Source organism: Streptomyces sp. NPDC048018 (assembly GCF_043202995.1).
In the GTDB taxonomy this organism is placed as follows: domain Bacteria; phylum Actinomycetota; class Actinomycetes; order Streptomycetales; family Streptomycetaceae; genus Streptomyces.
Genome location: NZ_JBIDBK010000001.1, coordinates 603,056 through 622,993 on the forward strand (window position 1 = coordinate 603,056; position 19,938 = coordinate 622,993).

General features: G+C 73.5%; 17 protein-coding genes. 11 read left to right on the forward strand and 6 right to left on the reverse strand.

What is annotated here, in order from left to right; genetic code table 11:
- The first annotated feature begins 47 nt into the window (after positions 1 to 47).
- From ACGF1Z_RS02745 to ACGF1Z_RS02755, 3 genes are all read left to right on the forward strand, one after another.
- Positions 48 to 1,505 carry a glycosyltransferase 87 family protein gene (locus tag ACGF1Z_RS02745; protein ID WP_392999140.1) on the forward strand — a complete coding sequence of 486 codons (1,458 nt, stop codon included), beginning with the start codon at positions 48 to 50 and terminating at the stop codon, positions 1,503 to 1,505.
- A gap of 175 nt (positions 1,506 to 1,680) precedes the next feature.
- On the forward strand, positions 1,681 to 2,247 hold the full coding sequence (locus tag ACGF1Z_RS02750) for an SRPBCC family protein (protein ID WP_392999143.1): 567 nt from the start codon (positions 1,681 to 1,683) through the stop codon (positions 2,245 to 2,247).
- Between the two features lie 177 nt (positions 2,248 to 2,424).
- Positions 2,425 to 2,922, forward strand: coding sequence for a hypothetical protein (locus ACGF1Z_RS02755; protein ID WP_392999145.1), 498 nt, complete (start codon positions 2,425 to 2,427; stop codon positions 2,920 to 2,922).
- A gap of 245 nt (positions 2,923 to 3,167) precedes the next feature.
- Here the strand turns inward: ACGF1Z_RS02755 and ACGF1Z_RS02760 are convergent, their stop codons facing one another.
- Entirely contained in the window at positions 3,168 to 4,106 is a 939-nt protein-coding gene (locus ACGF1Z_RS02760; RefSeq protein WP_392999147.1) for a SigB/SigF/SigG family RNA polymerase sigma factor, read from the reverse strand.
- A 180-nt stretch (positions 4,107 to 4,286) separates the two neighbouring features.
- On the opposite strand from ACGF1Z_RS02760, the gene ACGF1Z_RS02765 reads away from it, so the two are divergent.
- Positions 4,287 to 4,610, forward strand: coding sequence for a plasmid stabilization protein (locus tag ACGF1Z_RS02765; protein ID WP_392999149.1), 324 nt, complete (start codon positions 4,287 to 4,289; stop codon positions 4,608 to 4,610).
- 27 nt (positions 4,611 to 4,637) lie between these two features.
- Positions 4,638 to 5,225: a type 1 glutamine amidotransferase domain-containing protein gene (locus tag ACGF1Z_RS02770; RefSeq protein WP_392999151.1), complete on the forward strand. Its 588-nt coding sequence runs from the start codon at positions 4,638 to 4,640 to the stop codon at positions 5,223 to 5,225.
- Between the two features lie 64 nt (positions 5,226 to 5,289).
- Here the strand turns inward: ACGF1Z_RS02770 and ACGF1Z_RS02775 are convergent, their stop codons facing one another.
- Positions 5,290 to 5,490, reverse strand: a complete 201-nt coding sequence (locus ACGF1Z_RS02775; RefSeq protein ID WP_392999153.1) for an antitoxin — start codon at positions 5,488 to 5,490, stop codon at positions 5,290 to 5,292.
- Between the two features lie 210 nt (positions 5,491 to 5,700).
- Here ACGF1Z_RS02775 and ACGF1Z_RS02780 point away from each other — a divergent pair, with 210 nt between their 5' ends.
- On the forward strand, positions 5,701 to 6,939 hold the full coding sequence (locus tag ACGF1Z_RS02780; protein WP_392999155.1) for an alpha/beta hydrolase family protein: 1,239 nt from the start codon (positions 5,701 to 5,703) through the stop codon (positions 6,937 to 6,939).
- Between the two features lie 79 nt (positions 6,940 to 7,018).
- On the opposite strand, the gene ACGF1Z_RS02785 is transcribed toward ACGF1Z_RS02780, so the two are convergent.
- The 4 genes from ACGF1Z_RS02785 to ACGF1Z_RS02800 all read right to left on the reverse strand — a co-directional run bounded on the left by ACGF1Z_RS02785 (position 7,019) and on the right by ACGF1Z_RS02800 (position 11,854).
- Positions 7,019 to 8,314, reverse strand: coding sequence for a sugar ABC transporter permease (locus ACGF1Z_RS02785; RefSeq protein ID WP_392999157.1), 1,296 nt, complete (start codon positions 8,312 to 8,314; stop codon positions 7,019 to 7,021).
- The gene (locus ACGF1Z_RS02790) at positions 8,314 to 9,111 is read right to left on the reverse strand and encodes an ATP-binding cassette domain-containing protein (RefSeq protein WP_392999159.1); all 798 of its coding nucleotides are present in this window, start codon (positions 9,109 to 9,111) and stop codon (positions 8,314 to 8,316) included. The genes ACGF1Z_RS02785 and ACGF1Z_RS02790 overlap by 1 nt, the downstream gene beginning before the upstream one ends.
- A gap of 42 nt (positions 9,112 to 9,153) precedes the next feature.
- Entirely contained in the window at positions 9,154 to 10,245 is a 1,092-nt protein-coding gene (locus ACGF1Z_RS02795; protein WP_392999161.1) for a substrate-binding domain-containing protein, read from the reverse strand.
- Positions 10,246 to 10,444: 199 nt separating this feature from the next.
- Positions 10,445 to 11,854 (reverse strand): aminopeptidase P family protein, encoded by a 1,410-nt coding sequence (locus tag ACGF1Z_RS02800; RefSeq protein ID WP_392999163.1) that lies wholly within the window; start codon positions 11,852 to 11,854, stop codon positions 10,445 to 10,447.
- Positions 11,855 to 11,996: 142 nt separating this feature from the next.
- On the opposite strand from ACGF1Z_RS02800, the gene ACGF1Z_RS02805 reads away from it, so the two are divergent.
- From ACGF1Z_RS02805 to ACGF1Z_RS02825, 5 genes are all read left to right on the forward strand, one after another.
- Positions 11,997 to 12,980: a LuxR family transcriptional regulator gene (locus tag ACGF1Z_RS02805; RefSeq protein WP_392999165.1), complete on the forward strand. Its 984-nt coding sequence runs from the start codon at positions 11,997 to 11,999 to the stop codon at positions 12,978 to 12,980.
- A 405-nt stretch (positions 12,981 to 13,385) separates the two neighbouring features.
- Positions 13,386 to 13,637: a hypothetical protein gene (locus tag ACGF1Z_RS02810; protein WP_376636818.1), complete on the forward strand. Its 252-nt coding sequence runs from the start codon at positions 13,386 to 13,388 to the stop codon at positions 13,635 to 13,637.
- A 122-nt stretch (positions 13,638 to 13,759) separates the two neighbouring features.
- Entirely contained in the window at positions 13,760 to 14,569 is an 810-nt protein-coding gene (locus ACGF1Z_RS02815) for an HlyD family efflux transporter periplasmic adaptor subunit (RefSeq protein WP_392999168.1), read from the forward strand.
- Between the two features lie 56 nt (positions 14,570 to 14,625).
- Entirely contained in the window at positions 14,626 to 16,788 is a 2,163-nt protein-coding gene (locus ACGF1Z_RS02820) for an NHLP family bacteriocin export ABC transporter peptidase/permease/ATPase subunit (RefSeq protein WP_393000286.1), read from the forward strand.
- A gap of 1 nt (position 16,789) precedes the next feature.
- Positions 16,790 to 19,843 carry an NHLP bacteriocin export ABC transporter permease/ATPase subunit gene (locus ACGF1Z_RS02825; RefSeq protein ID WP_392999170.1) on the forward strand — a complete coding sequence of 1,018 codons (3,054 nt, stop codon included), beginning with the start codon at positions 16,790 to 16,792 and terminating at the stop codon, positions 19,841 to 19,843.
- Positions 19,844 to 19,938 lie beyond the last annotated feature (95 nt).

Below are 19,938 nucleotides of genomic sequence, written 5' to 3' on the forward strand. Positions count from 1 at the left end.
CGCCGGGTCGCCCCCCGGGCGCCCGCGGGCGGTGCCAGGCTGCGCCCATGACCCACCCCGCCCGCATCGTCGCCCTCACCGCGTCCCTGCTCGCCGCCCTGGTCACCGCGCTCGTGGCGCTGCTCCGCGGCGGGGACCGCGGGGCCGCGTTCCTGGGGCCCTATGCCGTCGCCTGGCTGCTCTTCGGCGCGGCGGTGGTGGTCCTGCGCCGGGTGCCGGCCTGGGCCGTCGTGCCGTCGGTCCTCGCCGGGGCGGTCCTGGTCACGCTCACGGGCCTCGTGGCGCCGCCGCGGACCAGCACGGACTCGTTTCGCTATGCGTGGGACGGGCGGGTGCAGGCCGCCGGGATCTCCCCCTACGACCACGCGCCCGCGGACCCCGCGCTCCTCGGGCTGCGGGACGGCTGGCTCTTCCCCGACAGGGCCGGGTGTGCGCACGGCGCCGACCTGTCCGCGCTCGGCGGCGGGCTGTGCACCCGGATCAACCGGCCCGGCGTCCACACCGTCTACCCGCCGGCCGCGGAGGGCTGGTTCCTCCTCGTCCACCGGCTCTCGCCGCCGGGCGTGCGGCACAAGGCGCTCCAGGCCGGCGGCGCACTGCTGTCCCTCTCCGTCAGTGCCCTGCTGGTCGTCGTCCTGCGGCGGCGGGGCGATCCGCGGCGGGCGGCGTGGTGGGCGTGGTGCCCGGCGGTGCCGGTGGAGGGGGTGAACAACGCCCATGTCGACGTGCTGGCGGTGCTCCTGTCCGTGGCGGCACTGGTGGTCGTGGCACGGCGGCGGCTGTGGGGCGGGGTGCTGCTCGGTCTGGCCGTCGCGGCGAAGCTGCTGCCGGCGCTGCTGGTGCCGGGGGCGCTGTCCGGCGTGCGGAAGCCCCGTACGGCGCTGACGGTCCTCGGGTCTGCGGCGGTCACGGTCGCGGCGCTGTACGCGCCGTACGTGCTGTGGTCCGACGGCTCCGTCCTGGGCTATCTGGGCGGGTACGCGCAGGAGGAGGGCTACGACGACGCCGGCGCGGGCGGGCGCTACGCGTTGCTGCGGCTCGTGCTGCCCGATGCCTGGGCGCTGCCCGCCGCGCTGCTGTGCCTGGCGGCGGTGGCCGTGCGGGTCGTCGTGCGCGGTGACCCCGAACGGCCCTGGCAGGGTGCCCTGCTGACGATCGGCGCGGCGTTCCTGCTCCTGACGCCCGGCTATTCCTGGTACGCCCTGCTACTCGTCGCGCTCGTGGCGCTCGACGGCCGGTGGGAGTGGCTGGGCGTCGCCATGGCCGGGGCGGTCGCCTATCTCGCGGGGGCATGTGCCGGGGGCGCGGCGGTGACGGCCGCCTACGCGACGGCGGGCCTCGGCGTCGCCGCGGGCGCATGGCTCCGGCGGCGCTCCGGAACCCCGGTGGCGTCCTCGGGGGACCCGGTCGGGGTGCCGGGCGGGCAGACGGGCGGGGGGCCGGGCGGGCAGACGGGCGGGGTGCCGGGCGGGCAGACGGCCGGCGACACGGCCGGCGGCGGGTGACGGGCCGGGGACATGGCCGACACCACTGTCCGCCCCCTCGGCGTGTGACGGGCCGGGGTGCCCGCCCCGCCGAGAGCGAGAGGGGGCAGGACTCGGGCCGTGACGGTTACGGCAGGGGCTCACGGGTATCCGCGCTGCCGACGGCGCAGGTGACCACCGAGGGAGATGACGCGCGATGGTGCACGACACGATCGAGGTCGAGGCTCCCCTCCGGCAGGTCTACGACCAGTGGACCCAGTTCGAGGAGTTCCCCCGCTTCATGGACGGCGTGGAGGAGGTCCGGCAGCTGGACGACCGGCTCTGCCACTGGCGCACCAGAATCGCCGGGGTGACCCGCGAGTTCGACACGGAGATCGTCGACCAGCTCCCGGACGAGCGGATCTCGTGGCGCACGGTCGGCGGTGACGTACGGCAGCGGGGCGTGGTGACCTTCCGGCGCGTCGACGACGACCACACCAGGGTGAGCCTGACGATGGACGTCGAGCCGCAGGGCCTGGTCCAGAGGGCCGGAGCCGCGCTGGGCATGGTGGACAGCCGCGTGGAGGGCGACCTGTACCGGTTCAAGCAGTTCATGGAGGGCCGCGACCGGGCCACCGGCGCGTGGCGCGGCAGGCTCCGGCCCGGCGACGCGCCGGCCCACCCTCCGCACGCGTCTCCGGAACCCCCGGCGGCCCCGGACCTCCCGGGCGCCCCTCCGGGCGACCCTGGGCCCCCTGATCCCGTACCCCCGGGCCACATGTAGCCCCGGGCCCGACCCGAGGTGGGGGTGCTCCGGTCCCGCTGCGCGGCGCGGGCAGCCGCGGATGATCGCCCACGGGACCCGGATCGCCGTAGACTCGCCGTAGACGCCTTGCGCCCTCCGCGGCCGGCCGAGCCCGGCCCGGTGCACCGCCCCCGTTCCGAAAGGCGGTGACCCGTCGTGAACGACGACCGGGTCGAGAAGGACTTCGAACTTCTGGACGTCTGCCTGCACACGGAGGAGCTGGGGCGCGTCGAAGTGCCCCTCCAGGACACCGAGGGGCGGGAGCCCCTGGTGATTCCCGAGGGGTCGGTGGTCAGTCTGGGACTGACCTTCCGGCTGGGCCGGGAGATCGACGGCCTGACCTACGAGGACACCCGCGAATGGGACGGCGGCGTGCTGGGGAGCACCCGAACCCTCCTCGGCGGCTTCCGGCCCGGCGGCCCGTACGAGGTCCGGCTGCCCCCGGAACGCCTGCCGGTGGGCCGGGCGCATTGCGGTGTGTACGAGGTGTCCGGCCGTTTCACCGACGCCGACGGCCGCGAGCTGGCGGCGGAGCACCACCGTCTCGTGGTGCAGCACCAGCCGGCCCCGCCGCGGGCGCCCCGCGCGTACGGGCCCGCCGGGTCCGCGCCGGGGGCGGGTGCGCGCACGGTGCCGCCGTCGGCGGCGGCGTGACGCCCCGCGCGTGACTTCTGTGGCGGAATGCGCGACAGAAGGGACGTGCCGGCCGGCACGCGGCGTGTCCCCGCTCCGGCGTCCGGTCCCGGTACCCGCGGTCCCCGGCTCCGAGCCTCCGATGCCCCGTGCCGGGTGCCACGGTGTCCCGGTCCCCGTACACCCCTGCTCCGGAGACGGCTCCGCTTCCGGCACGGGAAGCACCGGAAGCGGGGGGACCTGGCCTGGTCGGCTGTCGTTCCCGGTCAGCTGTCGTTCGCGGCGGCCGCGGGATCGGCGTCGTCGCCCGCGCCGGTCACGGAACCGTCGTCCGCGTCGGCGAGCAACCCCTCGCGGAGTTCGGCGAGGATGCGGGTGAGCAGACGGGAGATGTGCATCTGGGACAGACCGACGCGCTCGCCTATCTCGGCCTGGGTCAGGTCCTCGCCGAAGCGGAGGACCAGGATGCGCCGGTCGCGCTCGTCGAGGCGGGCGATGAGCGGCTTGAGCGAGGTGAGGTCCTCGATGAGCTCGTACGAGGGTTCCGCCGTCGCGAGGCGGCGCAGCCCGGACTGCGGGGGGGCGCCCTCGTCGGTCGCGGTGACGTCCAGGGAGCGCGCGGTGTAGCCGCGGGCGGCCAGTTCGGCCTCGGCCACCCGGTCCTCGGGCAGGTGGAGGTGCGCGGCGACCTCGGCGCGGGTGGGGCGGTGGCCGAGCCGCTGTTCCAGGGTGTCGCCCGCCTTGGCCAGGTCGATCCGGAGCTCCTGGAGGCGCCGGGGGACCCTGACGGCCCAGCTGGTGTCCCGGAAGAATCGTTTCATCTCGCCGACGACGGTCGGCAGCGCGAAAGCGGAGAACTCGATGCCGCGGTCCGGGTCGAAGCGGTCGATCGCCTTGATCAGGCCGATCGTGCCGACCTGGACGATGTCCTCCCGCTGCTCTGGCCGGTTCCGGAACCGGCGAGCGGCGAACCGCACCAGGCTCACGTTGAGCTCCACCAGGGTGTTGCGTACGTAGGCGTGCTCGGGGGTGCCCGGGTCCAGTTCCCGCAGCCGGGTCAGCAGGGCGGCGGACAGCGTCTGGGCGTCGTCCGTGGAGACCTGCGTCGGCCGGTCGATCTCGGGCAGGCCGTGCAACGCGTCGCGCCGCACCGCGGCCCCCGAGGTGGGGAGAGCGGAAGGGGAACGGCCGGTGTGGGGGGACATGAGGCTCCTCCGACGGTGGCGACGGACCTTGGCCGCCCGGGTGGCGACGGGGGTCCGTCTGTCCAGCGTCCATTAACCATGATTCCCGATTTGCACCACTTTGACACCCTGGCCCGCATGAACCGGGCCGGTCGGGGCAGCGGTCGAGAGAAGGCCACCCGCCGTCGGAAGGACCGGGAGATGCCCCGCGGATCGAACGCCAAACGCGAACGCCAGTACGAGCACATCAAGGAGAGCGCCCTGGAGCGGGGTGAGAGCACCGACCGCGCGGAGGAGATCGCGGCCCGCACCGTGAACAAGGAGCGCGCCCGCGCCGGCGAGTCCAAGACCGCCTCCCGGAGTTCCCTCCAGGACATGTCCTCCTCGCGCCGCGGCGGACTGCGCTCGCACAGCGGCTCGCAGGGACCCACCTACGACCAGCTGTACGCGGAGGCCCGACGGCGGAATCTGCACGGCCGGTCCCGGATGAACAAAGCCGAGCTGAAGCGGTCACTGGGCCACTGACGCGCGGGCACCGAAGGAGCGACGAACGTGACGCTGGACGGGACGAACATCCTCTTCCTGACGACGAACTACGGCACCGAGCAGGACGAGCTGCGCAGACCGATGGAACACCTGCGGGCGGCGGGCGCCCGCGTCACGGTCGCGGCGCGGCGCCACGAGCCCGTGCTCACCGTGGTCTCCGACCGCCGGCCGGGCCTCGTCGTCGAACCGGACACGACCCTCGAAAAGGCCGACGCCGAGGAGTACGACGCCGTCGTCGTGCCGGGCGGCACGGTGAACGCCGACCGGCTGCGCACCGACGTGACGGCGCAACGCCTGGTCGCCGCCTTCGCGGACGCCGGCAAACCGGTCGCCGCGATCTGCCACGGCCCCTGGCTCCTGCTGGAGAGCGGTGTCGCAGGCGGCCGCGACCTCACCTCGTACCCCTCGCTGCGCACGGACCTGGAGAACGCCGGGGCGAGCTGGCACGACCGGCAGGTCGTCGTCGACCGCTCGGGCGGCCATACGCTGATCACCTCCCGCCGCCCGGCCGACCTGGACGCCTTCGCGGCGGCGATCGTCGACGCCCTTGAGGAGAGCACGCGCGCGGGCGGGCGCCGGACGGCGACGAGGTGAACACGCCGGTGCTCCTCACCCTCCACGGAGGGTGAGGAGCACCGTCGTGGGGCGGCGTCCCGGATCACCGCTGCGGAGGCTCCTCCGGAGGCCGCGGCGCCGATCCGCCCATCTGGTCCTTGAGCCTGTCCTGGGCCGTGTCGACCTGCCCGCTGTACTTGCCCTGCGTCTTCTCGTCGACGAGGTCGCCGGCCTTGTCGACGCCCTTGCCGGCCTGCTCCTCATGGCCCTTGAGCATCTGCTTGAGCTTGTCCATCACGGACATCGCGGCCCTCCTAGAGTGGCCCCCCTGTCCCGTACAGGATCCCGGACCGCGCGGCGGGCCGCATCCGCAGACGGCGGCCGGAGCACCCGATCGCACCGCTCACGCGCCATGAGGGGTACGGCGGCGTCCGCCTTCGGGGCTACCCGGACGGCAGGGGTTCCGACCGTGGTCTGACGCGGGTCGCCCGGCGCCCGCCGTAGCGTCCTGGGCATGGTCAAACTGACTCGTGCGGCCGCGGCCGCCCTTCTCGCCTGCGCGGTCGTGTTACCCGCGACCGCCCTGCCCGCGACGGCGGCGAGCCCTGCGGCGCCCGCCGCCACCGCCTTCCGTTCCTCCGTCCCCGTCACCGCCTCACCCGGCTCCCCCGCCTCGGCCGCCGCTCCCGCCTCCGTCGGCCGACTCGAGCTTCCGGCGCCCACCGGGAAGCTCGGCGTGGGGACCTCCGTGCTCCATCTCGTCGACCGCTCCCGGCCCGACCCCTGGGTCCCCGGGGCCGACGGACGCGAGCTCATGGTGACGCTGCACTACCCCTCGTCCCGCAAGGGGCACGGGCCGTCCGCTCCGTACGCGACCGAGGAGGAGGCGCGGCTGGTCCTGAAGGGCGTCGGCGTCACGGACCCGGCGTCGGTGCGCGCGCTGGCCGGCATGGGCACGTACAGCACCCGGGACGTACGGCCGGCTCCGGGGAGGCATCCGCTGGTGATCCTCTCGCCCGGGTTCGGGGTGCCGCGCTTCACGCTCACGAACCTGGCCGTCGACCTCGCCTCGCGCGGCTACGTCGTCGCCTCGGTCGACCACGCCTACGAGACCTCGGGCACCTCGGTGCCGGGCGGGCGGGTCCTCACCTGTGTGGCCTGCGAGGCCCTGGAGGACGGCCGGGCGAAGGGCGGGGACGTCACCGCGGCGCGGGCGGCGGACGTGCGCTTCGTGCTCGACCGGCTGACCGGTGCCCGCCCGTCCTGGGCCTACGCGCGGACGATCGACCGGACCCGGATCGGCATGGCGGGGCACTCGATCGGCGGCGCGAGCGCCGCGACGGCGATGCTCGCGGACCGGCGGATCGACGCAGGCGTGAACATGGACGGCGCCTTCTGGGACACTCTGCCGGCCGGTGGCCTGGGCGGGCGTCCCTTCCTCTTCCTGGGCACGGACGACGAGACCCACCGCCCGGGTGGCGAGGACGCCACCTGGGACACCACCTGGCGGGCACTGGACGGCTGGAAGCGCTGGCTGACGGTCGCGGGCGCCGACCACTTCACGTTCTCGGACGCTCCGGTGATCCAGCACCACTTCGGGCTGCCCGCCGGGCCCATCCCGGCGGACCGGGCGTCGGCCGTGACGCGCGCCTATCTCGCCGCGTTCTTCGACGAGCACCTGAAGGGCGTCCCCCAGCCGCTGCTGACGGGGCCGAGCGCCACCCATCCGGAGGTGCGGTTCCAGCAGCCGTAGCGACGCCGAGCGGCGACCGGAGCGACCCCGGGCGGGCGCTCCGGCCGCCCGGGGTCGCGGGTCGTGCCTCCGAGCGGGATCAGGCGCGCCCCGCGGCCTTCTGGCTGCGGCGGGACAGGGAGTCGACGACCACCGCGGCGAGCAGCACCGCGCCGGTGATCATGAACTGGACGGCGTTGCTGACGCCCATGATGTTCATGCCGGACTGGATGGAGCCGATCACGAGGGCGCCGAGCAGGGCGGACCAGACCGAGCCGCGGCCGCCGAAGAGGCTCGTGCCGCCGATGACCGCCGCGGCGATGACGTTCATCAGGAGGTTGCCGCCGCCGGAGGTCTGGCTGGCCGACTGGATCTGGCCGGCGAGGAAGATGCCGCCCACCGCGGCCATGGTCCCGGCGATGGTGAAGACGCTCATCCGGACGAAGGCCACGCTGATGCCGGCCCGCCGGGCGCCCTCGATGTTGCCGCCGACCGCGAAGATCTGCCGGCCGTAACGGGTGCGCCGCAGCACGAAGTCGAGGACGACCAGCAGGATCAGGAAGATCAGCAGGGCGAGCGGCAGCCCCTGGTACTGGTTGAGGATGTAGGCGGCGGCGAAGGCGATGGCGCCGATGAGGACCGTGCGCAGCACGATCTCGGCGATCGGCCGGAACGGCACGTGGGCCGTCTGCCGGCGCCGGGCGTCCTGGAGCGAGGCGAGCAGGAAGAGTCCGACCCCCACGCCGGCGGCGACGTAGGCGGTGGCGGGGCTGTGGAAGATGGTCGAGTAGAGCTTGGAGACGATGCTCTCGCTGGGGATGTTGACGGTGCCGGTGCTGCCGAGCACCTGGAGCATGAGCCCGTTCCAGAAGAGGTTGCCGGCCAGGGTGACGACGAAGGCGGGCACGCCCACCTTGGCGAAGAAGAAGCCCTGGATGAGTCCGACGGCGGCTCCCCCGGCGATGGCGACGAGCAGCGCGAGCCATTCGTTCATGCCGTTGAGGACGTTGAGCACGGCGAAGATGGCAGCGCACAGTCCGCTCACGGAGCCGACGGAGAGGTCGATCTCGCCGAGCAGCAGGACGAAGACGATGCCGACGGCGATCATGCCGGTGCCGACGATCTGCTGACTCAGGTCGGAGAGGTTCTGGGCCGAGAGGAAGGTGCTGTCGAGGCTGCCGAAGACGGTCCAGATGATGGCGATGGCGACGACGACCGGCAGGGAGCCCAGCTCGCCGCTGCGCAGCTTGCGCCGGAACTCGCCGAGGTAGCCGCGGAAGCCCTCCTCGCGGACGATCAGCCGGCTGTCGACGGCCGGTACGGCCTCGGGCGCGGCCCGCTGGTCGGACGGGCCACCGGGGTCGCCGGGTGCGCCGCTCCTCCGGTCACCGCTCATCACTCCTCCTCCCCGCGGGCCTGCCGCTGTTCCCGGATCCGGGCCTGGCGCCGGGTCACGGCGCTCTCGCCGGCTCCGGTGATGGCGGAGATGATCTCCTCGGTACTGGTGGCGCGTTTGTCGAAGACGCCGTTGTTGCGCCCCAGCCGCAGCACCGCGATGGTGTCGGCGACGGCCATCACGTCCACCATGTTGTGGCTGATGAGGATGGTCCCCAGGCCGTGCTCGCGGAGGCGTTCGACCAGGTCGAGGACCTCGGCGGTCTGCTCGACGCCCAGCGCGGCGGTGGGCTCGTCCAGGATGACGACCTTGGGGTCGCCGATGAGGGAGCGGGCGATGGCCACCGTCTGGCGCTGGCCGCCGGACAGGGAGGCGACCGGGATGCGGACGCTGGGGATGCGGATGGACAGCGTCTCCAGGAGTTCGCGGGAGCGCTGCTCCATGCGGACCTCGTCGAGCACGCCGAAGCGGCGCAGTTCGCGGCCGAGGAAGAGATTGCCGACCACGTCGAGGTTGTCGCACAGCGCGAGGTCCTGGTAGACGGTGGCGATGCCGAGGTGCTGGGCATCGTGGGGCCGGTTGATGGAGACCGGCTTTCCCTGCCATTCGATGACCCCGCCGTCGGGCGGATTCACCCCGGCGATCGCCTTGACGGCGGTCGACTTGCCGGCGCCGTTGTCGCCGACCAGGGCGACGACCTCACCGGCGTGGACCTCCAGGTCGAGGTCCGACAGGGCTTGGACCGCGCCGAACCGTTTGGAGATCCCCCGCAGCGACAGCACAGGTGCTTCCGGCACCGCAACCGCCTCCGACCCGTTCCCGGGGCCCTTACGGGCCGGTTACTGGAGCCCGGCCTGCTTGCAGGCGGCCGCGTACGTCGGCGTGCAGATCTCGTCGACCGTGTAGAGGCCGTCCTTGACGACGGTGTCGCCGATGTTGGTCTTGTCGACGACGACCGGGGTCAGCAGGTTGGCCGGGACCTTGTTTCCGCTGCCGTTGGTGACGGTGAGGGGGACGAGGTCCTTCGGAAGCGGCTTGCCCTCGGCGAAGTTGACGGCCATCTGGGCGGCGATGTCGGCCTCGGGCTTGTACGGCTTCATGATCGTGATGGTCTGGTCACCGATCAGGATGCGCTGGATGGCGTCCAGTTGGGCGTCCTGTCCGGTCAGCGGCACGTTCATGCCGGCTGCCTTGAGCGCGGTGGAGATGCCGGCCGCGAGGCCGTCGTTGGCGGAGTAGACACCGACGATCTTGTCCTTGCCGAGCGCGCTGATGGCACCGGACATCTGCTGGTTGGCGTTGTTCGGGTCCCAGTTCGGGGTGTCGTACTCCTTGCCGATCTTCACCTTGCCGTCGAGTACGGAGTGCGCGCCGGCCTTGAAGTCGGCCGCGTTCGGGTCCGTGGGCGAGCCGTTGTGCATCACGATCACGCCGGACTTGGCCTTGCCGCCGAGCGCGTCGAGCAGGGCCTTGCCCTGCAGTTCGCCGACCTTGTGGTTGTCGTACGAGACATAGGAGTCGACCGGGCCCTGGGCGAGGCGGTCGTAGGCGACGACCTTCACTCCGGCCTGGTTGGCCTTCTCCACGGAGGACTGGATCGACTTGGCGTCCACGGCGTCCAGGATGAGGACCTTGTCGCCCTTGGCGAGCGCGGTGTTCACCTGTTGTTGCTGGGTGGTCGCGCTCTCGGCGGCGTTGTAGTAGTCGACTTGGGCACCGGGGGCCAGTTCCTGGATCTTCTGCTCGATGTAGGGCTTGTCGAACTTCTCGTACCGGGTGGTCTTGCTCTCCGGCAGCAGCAGCCCGATCTTGATGGTCTGCCGCTGGGCCGAGTTCGACGCCGACTGGGCGACGCCGCTCGTGGCGACCACGCCGAGGGACAGGATCGCGGTTCCCGCGACGGCGATCGCCGCGCGCACTGTACGGGTCATTGCAGGCTCCTTCCGCGCGCCCTCGAGCCTGCACCGCGGGGCCTGGAGGCCGGCAGAAATGCCTGACCGCGGGAGCGTCGGCGCACCTATGGCCTATGTAACGACATTAACTCCCGCCCCTGCGCCGGTCCATTCGCGGAACGTCCGCGGCGCCGCGCCCCCCGTGGGCGCGGCGCCGCGGACGCGGGACCGGGCGCGGTCAGCCGGCGTGCCGGGCCATCCACGCCTCGACCTCGTCGGAGGACCGGGGCAGGCCGGCGGACAGGTTCTCGTGACCGTCCGCGGTGACGAGCAGGTCGTCCTCGATGCGGACACCGATGCCGCGCCACTCCTCGGGGACCGTGAGGTCGTCCGGCTGGAAGTACAGGCCGGGCTCGACGGTGAGCACCATGCCGGGCTGCAGGACGGCGTCGACGTACTCCTCGTTGCGGGCCTGGGCGCAGTCGTGGACGTCGAGGCCGAGCATGTGGCCGGTGCCGGCCATGGTGAAGCGGCGCTGGAGGCCGAGTGCGTAGGCGCGCTCGGCGGGGCCCTCCAGGAAGCCCCACTCGACGAGCCGGGCCGCGAGGTGGCGCTGGGCGGCCTCGTGGAAGTCGCGGTAGGCGGCGCCGGGCTTCACGGCGGCCATGCCCGCCTCCTGGGCCTCGTACACCGCGTCGTAGACCTTGCGCTGCACGGGCGTGAAGGTGCCGCTGATCGGGAGGGTGCGGGTGACGTCCGCGGTGTAGAGGCTGTTCGTCTCGACGCCGGCGTCGAAGAGGAGCAGGTCGCCGGGGCGCACGGGGCCGTCGTTGTCGGTCCAGTGCATGATCGTGGCGTGGTCGCCTGCGGCACAGATCGATCCGTAGCCGACGGAGTTGCCCTCCAGGCGGGCGCGGCGGAAGAAGGTTCCCTCGATCCAGCGCTCGGAGGTGTCGACGGCGCGGGAGAGCTCGGCGACGGCGTCGGTGAAGCCGCGCACGGTGGAGTCGACGGCCTTGCGCATCTCGCCGATCTCCCAGGCGTCCTTGACGAGCCGCAGCTCGCTCAGCGCCTCTTCGAGGTCGGCGTCGCGCCCCTCCTCGGTGGTGACGGCGGCTTCCAGGGCCGGGTCGACGCCGCGGACGACGCGCGTGGGGGTGGTGGAGGCGGCGAGGTCCCGGGTCGCGGTGCGGATGTCGCGGCAGGGCAGGCCGAGGACGCGCTCGGACTCCGCGAGGGAGCGGCGGCGGCCGGTCCACAGTTCGGCGTGGTAGCCGCTCCAGAACTCGTCGTCGTCACGGCTGTCGCGGGGCAGTCGGTAGCAGTACGCGTCGTGGCCGCCGTCCTCGCGCGGTTCGAGGACGAGGGCGCAGTCCCGGGCCTGGTCGCCGGTGAGGTGCACGTAGCCCGAGTAGGGCCGGAAGGGGTAGGTGTCGTCGTTGGAGCGGGTCTTGAGGTTCCCGGAGGGGATCACCAGGCGCTCGCCGGGGAAGCGCGCGGACAGCGCGGCGCGGCGGCGGGCCGCGTAGGGGGCCTGCTCGTCGAGCGTGAGGTCGTGCCGTTCGGTGTCCGCCCAGCCGGTGCGCATGAGCGCGGACAGCTCGTCGGAGATCCCTGCGTACAGACCGTTCTTTCGGCCCTTGGCCACGTCGTGTCCCTTCGTGTTCGTCCGGGTGGGTTCCCGTCACGTCGGCAGGGACGCTAGCCGCGGGCGGGGACCGTGGGTGCCGGGAAGTGCCAGTGGCACTGATCGGACACGCGGTGGGCCGGACGGCGCCGACAATGGACCCATGACGAACGAGAGACTGGGCGAGGCGCTGCGGCTCCTGGGCATCGAGGGGGTCGCGGGCCGGGTCTATCTGGCGCTGCTGGACGGGGCGCCCGCTCCGCTCGGTTCGATCGGCGAGGCGGCGGGCGTGACCGGCGCCCCGCTCGCGGCGGCCTACGCGGAGCTCGTGGACGCCGGTCTGGCCAGCGCGGCGGACGGGGAGGGGGACGTGGTGGCGCCGGTGCCGCCGGCGGCGGGGCTGGAGATCCTGGCCCGGCACCGTGCGGCGGAGCTGGAGGAGTCCCGGATCGCGGTGGGCGGCGCCTTCGAGTCGTTCCGCCGGCACCGGCTCGCCGCGTACAACGACGGTCTCGTGGAGGTCGTCACCGGGGAGGCGATCGGGCGCCGGATGCGGCACGCGTGGGCGAGCGCGCGCGAGCAGATCCGCCAGTTCGAGTCGCCGCCGTACGTGCCCCTGGTCGGCGCCACGGAGGACGCGCTGGCGACGCTCGCGCGCGGGGTGACCCAGCGTGTCGTGTACTCCCGGGAGTCGCTGGAGCACCCGGGGCATCTGAAGGACGTCGTCGAGCCGTGCATCGAGGCGGGCGAGCAGGCCCGGGTGCTGCCCTCGGTGCCGGTGAAGCTGCTGATCATCGATGACGCGTACGCCCTGGTGTCGCTGTCGATCCGGGAGGCGGACGTGGTGAACACGATGCTGGTGGTGCAGCCGTGCGGGCTGCTCTCGGCGCTCGTGGCCCTCTTCGAGCAGTCGTGGAACAACGCCCTGCCCTTCCACGGCCGCGCGACCCGCCCGGCCGGCCTCGCGCCCGCCGACCGGCGGCTGCTGCGGCTGCTCGCCGGCGGCGCGAGCGACGAGGTCATCGCCCGTGAACTGGGCGTCAGCCGGCGCACGCTGTTCCGCCGGCTGCAGATCCTGATGGCGCGTCTCGGCGCCGCGAACCGCTTCCAGATGGCGCTGCAGGCGCAGCGCGCCGGGTGGCTGTGAACCCTTCGCGCAGACCCCGGCGCCGCCTGCCGAGAACTTGCACATTGTGTGCTTACTGCGGACCGGCCCTCCCCGGCCGCTCCGCGCCGGTGTGCGGAGCGGGTGCCCTTCCGTCCGGGTGCGCCCTGTTTCTCCCCTGAGGTGCCGGGGGCGGGCGAATGTGTTACTCGGTCCTGAGGAGAAGCTGTCGCCATTCGGTGAAACAAGCTGCACGCCCGGCAACCGGGGAGTCACAAACGGCCCTGAAAAGGCGTCAACGGAATTGGCTCGGGCAGGTGTTCGCGTGCTTTGATCTGGCCCGCCGCGGCGAAACGGAGGGGTGGCTTCCCCCCATCGTCGCCGAGCCCCGCCGGGCAGCCGCGGCGTGAGACGGATTCCCCCCAATGAGATGAAAGGTGCGCTCCCATGCGTAACGACCTCGAGACCCGTGAGATCGCCGACACCGAGCTCGACGCCGTGTCCGGTGGTGTCATCAGCGTCAACGGCGGCCTCGTCGGCGCCGTGACCGGCGACGTCACCAACCTGCTCGGCACCGTCGGCTCGCTGCAGACCGTGCAGGGCGTCGAGGGCATCGCCAACGGCGTTCCCGGCCTGGCCCAGGGCATCACCGGCGTCTCGGTGAACGCCGGCGTCGTCACCGGCCTCGCCGGTCTCTGAGTGAGCCGCGGCCGTGAACCCGGGACCTTTTCCGTTCCGGGGTTCACGGCCGCACCCGCCGTATTCGTGTCGCGGCGGACGGAATTCCGGCAGTGCGGGAAACGCAGTCGAAGGAACAGTCCATGCAGTTTCGCCAGAAGGCGCTTTCCAAGCTGCAGTCGCCCGAGGAACTCGACCTTCCCGTGCGCTTCGCGCGCCCGCAGGGCCGGCTCGTGCTCGCCGTGACGGTCCTCGTGACGGCCGTGGCCGCCTACTGGGCGTTCACCGGCACCGTGACCTCCGAACTGAGCGCGCCCGGCATCCTCACGCACGCCGAGGGCCGCTATCTGCTGCAGAGTCCGGTGGCCGGACAGGTCACCGAGGTCCTCGTCGCGGAGGGCAGGCCGGTGACCGCCGGGCAGCCGCTCGTCGTCGTCCGCACCGAGCAGGGCGACCGTCCCGTGCGCGCCGTCGCCGCCGGACGGGTGACCGCGCTCTTCGCCCGGACGGGCACCGTCGTGACCACCGGCGCCGACGTGGCGACCGTCGAACGCGTCACCGGCCCCGACGACCCGCTGATCGCCGTCCTGTACGTGCCGGCCGGCGGGGACGCCTCCTCGATCCGGACCGGCGCCGCCGTCGACCTGAGCGTCCGGTCCGTCGCCCGCGACCGGTACGGGGTGCTGCGCGCCCGGGTCACGGCCGTGGGCACCGCCCCCCAGACGCGGGCGCAGATCGGCGGCTTCCTCGGCGACGACGGGCTCGCGGCGGAGTTCACCCGGCAGGGCAGCCCGGTGGCCGTCCTGGTGGCCCTGAAGCGCTCCGCGGCCACCGAGTCCGGCTACGCCTGGTCGTCCGCGGACGGCCCCCCGTACGCCGTCGACTCCGGCACCCCCGTCTCCGGTTCCGTCCACCTCTCCTCGCAACGCCCCGTCGACTGGCTGCTCCCGTGAACCCGCGCAAGAAGTCCACCCGCACCCGGCCCCGTCCGGCCCCCCGCGGCCGCTCGATCCCGCGCCGCAGACCCCGGACCGTGCGCAGCCCCACCGTGCTCCAGATGGAGGCGGTCGAGTGCGGGGCCGCCGCCCTCGCCATGGTGCTCGGGCACTACGGCCGCTTCGTGCCGCTGGAGGAGCTGCGGATCGCCTGCGGCGTCTCGCGGGACGGCTCGCGCGCCAGCAACCTGCTCAAGGCCGCCCGGAGTTACGGACTCCATGCCAAGGGCATGCAGATGGACCTCGCGGCGCTCGCCGAGGTCGCCGCCCCCGCCGTGCTGTTCTGGGAGTTCAACCACTACGTCGTCTACGACGGGATGGGCCGCCGCCTCGGGCGCCGGGGCGTGTGGATCAACGACCCGGGCAAGGGCCGCCGGTTCGTGCCCATGGAGGAGTTCGACACGGCCTTCACCGGCATCGTGCTCGTCCTGGAACCGGGCCCCTCCTTCCGGCGCGGCGGCCGCAGGCCGGGCGTCCTGGGCGCCGTGCCGGGCCGGCTGCGCGGCACCTCCGGCACCATGGCCGCGGCCGTGCTGTCCAGCCTGCTGCTGGTGGCGGTCGGCGCATGGGTGCCGGCCCTCAGCCGCACCTACATCGACATGTTCCTCATCGGCGGGCGGTCCTCGCTGCTGGGCACCCTGTTCGCGGCGATGGCGACCGCGCTCGTGCTGACGGCGGCCCTCACCGCGCTCCAGCAGGCCAACCTGCTGCGCGGACGCATCGTGTCCTCGACCCTGGGCGGCGCCCGCTTCCTGCGGCACCTGCTCCGGCTGCCCGTCGCCTTCTACGCGCAGCGCAGCCCGGCCGACCTGGTCCAGCGGCTCCGGTCCAACGACGCGGTCGCCGAGACGCTGGCCCGCGACCTGTCGGCGGCCGGCGTGGACGCCGTGGTGGTGCTGCTCTACGCGGTGCTGCTGTGGACGTACGACCCGCAGCTGACCGTCGTCGGCATCGGCGTCGCGCTGCTCAACGTCGTCGCCATGCGGATCACCCTCCACGTCCGGGCCACCGGCACCCGCAAACTGCGCGCGGAGAGCGCGCGGCTGACGAACACCTCGTACAGCGGGCTGCAGCTCATCGAGAACATCAAGGCCACCGGCGGCGAGAGCGGCTTCTTCCGGCGCTGGTCGGGGCAGCACGCGGTCACCCTGGACGTGCAGCAGCGGCTCGGCGTGCCGAGCGCGTGGCTCGCGGTCGTCGCACCCACCGTCGCGGCGCTCAACAGCGCGCTCATCCTCATGATCGGCGGACTGCGGGCGGTCGAGGGCCATCTGACGGTCGGTCTGCTCGTCGCCTTCCAGGCCCTCGTGACCGGCTTCACCGCGCCCATCACGCGTCTCAACGGCGTCGCCGGCCGGATCCAGGACTTCGCCGCCGACGTCACCCGGCTCAAGGACGTCGAGAACTTCCCCGTCGACCCGGTGCACACCCGGCGCGACCCCGGCGGCGCGCGCCGCCTCACCGGCCATGTGGAGCTCGACCGGGTCACCTTCGGCTACAGCCCGCTCGACGCCCCGCTCCTGAAGGAGTTCTCGCTCGCGGTCGGCCCCGGGCAGCAGGTCGCCCTCGTCGGCGGCTCCGGCAGCGGCAAGTCCACCGTCTCCCGGCTCATCGCGGGGCTCTACGCACCGTGGGAGGGCGCCGTCCGCGTCGACGGGATGCGCGTCGAGGACATCCCGCGCGGGGCGCTCGCCGCGTCCGTCTCCTTCGTCGACCAGGACGTCTTCCTCTTCGAGGGCACCGTCCGCGACAACATCGCGCTGTGGGACCCCTCCGTCCCCGACGAGGCGGTCGTCGCCGCGCTCTCCGACGCCGCCGTCCTGGACGTGGTCTCCCGCCGCCCCGGCGGCATCCACAGCCGGGTAGAGCAGGACGGCCGGAACTTCTCCGGCGGCCAGCGCCAGCGCCTCGAGCTCGCCCGGGCGCTGGTCCGCGACCCCAGCGTGCTGGTCCTCGACGAGGTGACCAGCGCCCTGGACGCGGTGACCGAGCGGGAGGTCATCGACAACCTGCGGCGGCGGGGCTGCGCGTGCGTGGTCATCGCCCACCGGCTGAGCACCGTCCGCGACAGCGACGAGATCCTGGTCCTCGACCGGGGCACGGTCGTCGAACGGGGACGGCACGAACACCTGGTGGCCGCGGGCGGTCCGTACGCCGAACTGGTCAAGGAGCACTGAGGTGACGACCCCGCACCCCGCCACGACTCCCCTGGACGGCACCGGCGCCGCCCACGCCCCTGCCGTCGTCCCGGACCGGCCGGCCGGCCACTCCCCCTCCGCCCACGCCCCTGCCCACACCGCCCAGGACCCCGTGGTCGCGGCGCTCGGCGGGCTCGGCACCCCGGTCGACGGATCGGGCCTGCGCAGTCTGTCCCTGGAGGGGCCGTCCGTGCTGTGGTTGGTCGTGCACGGCGCGCTCGACCTCTTCGCGGTCGACGCCGCACAGCTCGGCGCCTGGCACTTCCTCGGCCGCGTCGAGGCCGGGGCCCTGCTCCTCGGGCCCGCCGAGGGCCCGGGCCACACCCTGGTCGGCCGCCCGTCCCGCGAGTGCCTGCTGCGCCGGGTGGAGCTGCGGGAGCTGCACCGGCCGGCGTACGGACAGCAGGGGCACACGGGCACCTGGCGGGCCGACACCTGGCAGACGGACGGATGGCAGTCCGACGGATGGCAGACGGACGGATGGCGGTCCGGACAGTGGCCGGCGGACGGACCGGGGCCGGACGGGCAGGGGTACGACGCCCGGTGGTACGGGCCGGGAGCCGCCGCCCCGGCCGTCCTGAGCCCGTTGGAGAACGCCTTCGCGCTCGGCATCGGACGCGGCCTCCGCGTGCTGTACGAAGCCCCGCTCGGCGGCGCCTCCGACACCACCTCGCACGGGGCGGACGACGACATCGTGTGGATGCGGATCGAGCCCGGCAGCGTGTGCTACGGGGCCGCCTACGAGGCGGAGGCGGCGGGGGCCCTGCTCGTCGACGCGACGATGTGGCAGGGCATGGTCGAGCAGCAGTACCGGCTGCTGTACGCCCTGGACCACTGGATCGAGGAGCGCGAGCGCGCCCACGAGGACCGCACGGCCGCGGGGCTCGCGGCGGGCCGGGCGGCCGGCAGCGCGGCGGACCGTGCGCTGCTCGACGCCATCGGGCGCTCCGGCCGGGGCGGCCGGCGGGGCGGCGGCGCGGACGCGACGCTCGCCGTGTGCCGGCTCGTCGCGGCGGACGCCCGGATCGCCCTGCCCGAGACGCCCGGCACGGGGACGGACGAGGAGCGGACGGACCCGGTCGAGGGCATCGCGCTCGCCGCCCGCGTCCGCACCCGGACCGTGGGGCTGCGGGGCCGCTGGTGGCGCGAGAACTGCGGTCCGCTGGTGGGCCGTCGCGCGGCGGACGGGTCGCCGGTGGCGCTGCTGTGGCGGCGCGGCGGTTACGTGGCGGTCGAACCGGGCGGGCGGCGGGAGCGCGTCGGCCAGGGGAACGAGGCCGCGTTCGAGCCGCGGGCCGTGATGTTCTACCGCCCGCTGCCCGAGGGCCGGCCGAGCCTGCTGCGGCTGGTGCGGTTCTGCGTGCGGGGCAACCGCCTGGAGCTGCGCGACCTGCTGCTCGGCGGGCTGGTCTCCGTGTTCCTGGGCGCGACGGTGCCCGTGGCCACGGGCCGGATCCTCGGCGAGTTCGTGCCGGCGGCGGAGAACGACCTGATCGTGCGGACCTCGCTCGCCCTGGTCGCGGCCGCCGTGGTCGGCGCCGCGTTCCTGCTGCTGCAGAACGTGGCCCTGCTGCGCATCGAGGGGCGGGTCGAGGCCACGCTCCAGCCGGCCGTCTGGGACCGTCTGCTCCGTCTCCCGGCGACCTTCTTCGCCGGCCGCTCGACGGGCGAACTGGCGAACGCGGCCATGGGCATCAGCGCGATCCGGCGGATGCTCTCCGGCGTGGCGCCGGTGTGTCTGCAGGCGGTCACGGTCGGCGTGATGAACCTGGTCCTGCTCCTGGTGCACAGCGTGTCGCTGGCGCTCGTGGCGCTCGCGATGCTCCTCGTCGTGGGCGTGGTGTTCCTGGGCCTCGGGCTGTGGCAGCTGCGCTACCAGCGCCGTCTGATCGAGCTCGGAAACCGTCTCGACAACCAGGCGTACCAGACCCTGCGCGGGCTGCCCAAGCTGCGGGTGGCGGCGGCGGAGAGTTTCGCCTACGCCGCCTGGGCGCGGGAGTTCGCCCGGACCCGGGTGCTCCAGCAGCGCGTGGGGCGGATCCAGAACACCCTGGCGGTGCTGAGCGCGGTGTGCCTGCCGCTGTGCACGCTCGTGATGTTCGCCCTCCTGGCCGGCCCGGCCCGCGGCAGCATGTCCGCCGCCGGGTTCCTCACCTTCAGCACCGCCCTGACGATGCTGCTGTCGTCGGTCACCCAGCTGACCGGCGCGCTCCTGTCGGTGGCGGCGGTCCTGCCCGTCTTCGAGCAGGTCGAGCCGATCCTGAGCGCGGCGCCCGAGGTGCGCGACGGCGCGGCCCGGCCCGGCGTGCTGACCGGCGCCCTGGAGGCCAGGCAGCTGTCGTACCGCTACGCGGAGGACGGTCCGCTCGTCCTCGACGGCGTCGACCTGCGCGTGGCGCCCGGGGAGTTCGTGGCGATCGTCGGGGCGAGCGGCTGCGGCAAGTCGACGCTGCTGCGGCTGCTCATCGGCTTCGACCGGCCGACCGAGGGCAGCGTGCTGTACGACGGCCAGGACCTGGCGGCCCTGGACCAGGCGGCCGTACGGCGCCAGTGCGGGGTGGTCCTGCAGAACGCGCAGCCGCTGTCCGGGTCGATCCTGGACTGCGTCCGCGGGGCCGAGGACTTCAGCCTGGAGGAGGTCGCGCGGGCGATCACGCTCGCCGGCCTGGCCGAAGACGTCCAGGCCATGCCCATGGGCCTGCACACCATGCTCTCCGACGGCGGCGGCACGATCTCCGGGGGGCAGCGCCAGCGTCTGATGATCGCCCGCGCCCTCATCCGCACACCGCGCGTCCTCTTCCTCGACGAGGCGACGAGCGCCCTGGACAACGAGGCCCAGCGGGTGGTCATCGAGTCCACCCGGGCGCTGCGCGCGACCCGTGTCGTCATCGCCCACCGGCTCTCCACCGTCATGGACGCGGACCGCGTGATCGCGATGGCGGACGGCCGCGTCGTCCAGCAGGGCACCCCGGCCGAACTCCTCGCCGACCCGCACGGCCTCTTCCACGAGCTGGTACGCCGCCAGCTGCGGTGACGGCCGGGCGGCGTCACCTCCGATGCCCCGTGCGGCCGCGACCGGCCGCACGCTCCTGCTCCGGCACCGCCGCCGGTGATCGGACCGGCCGATGT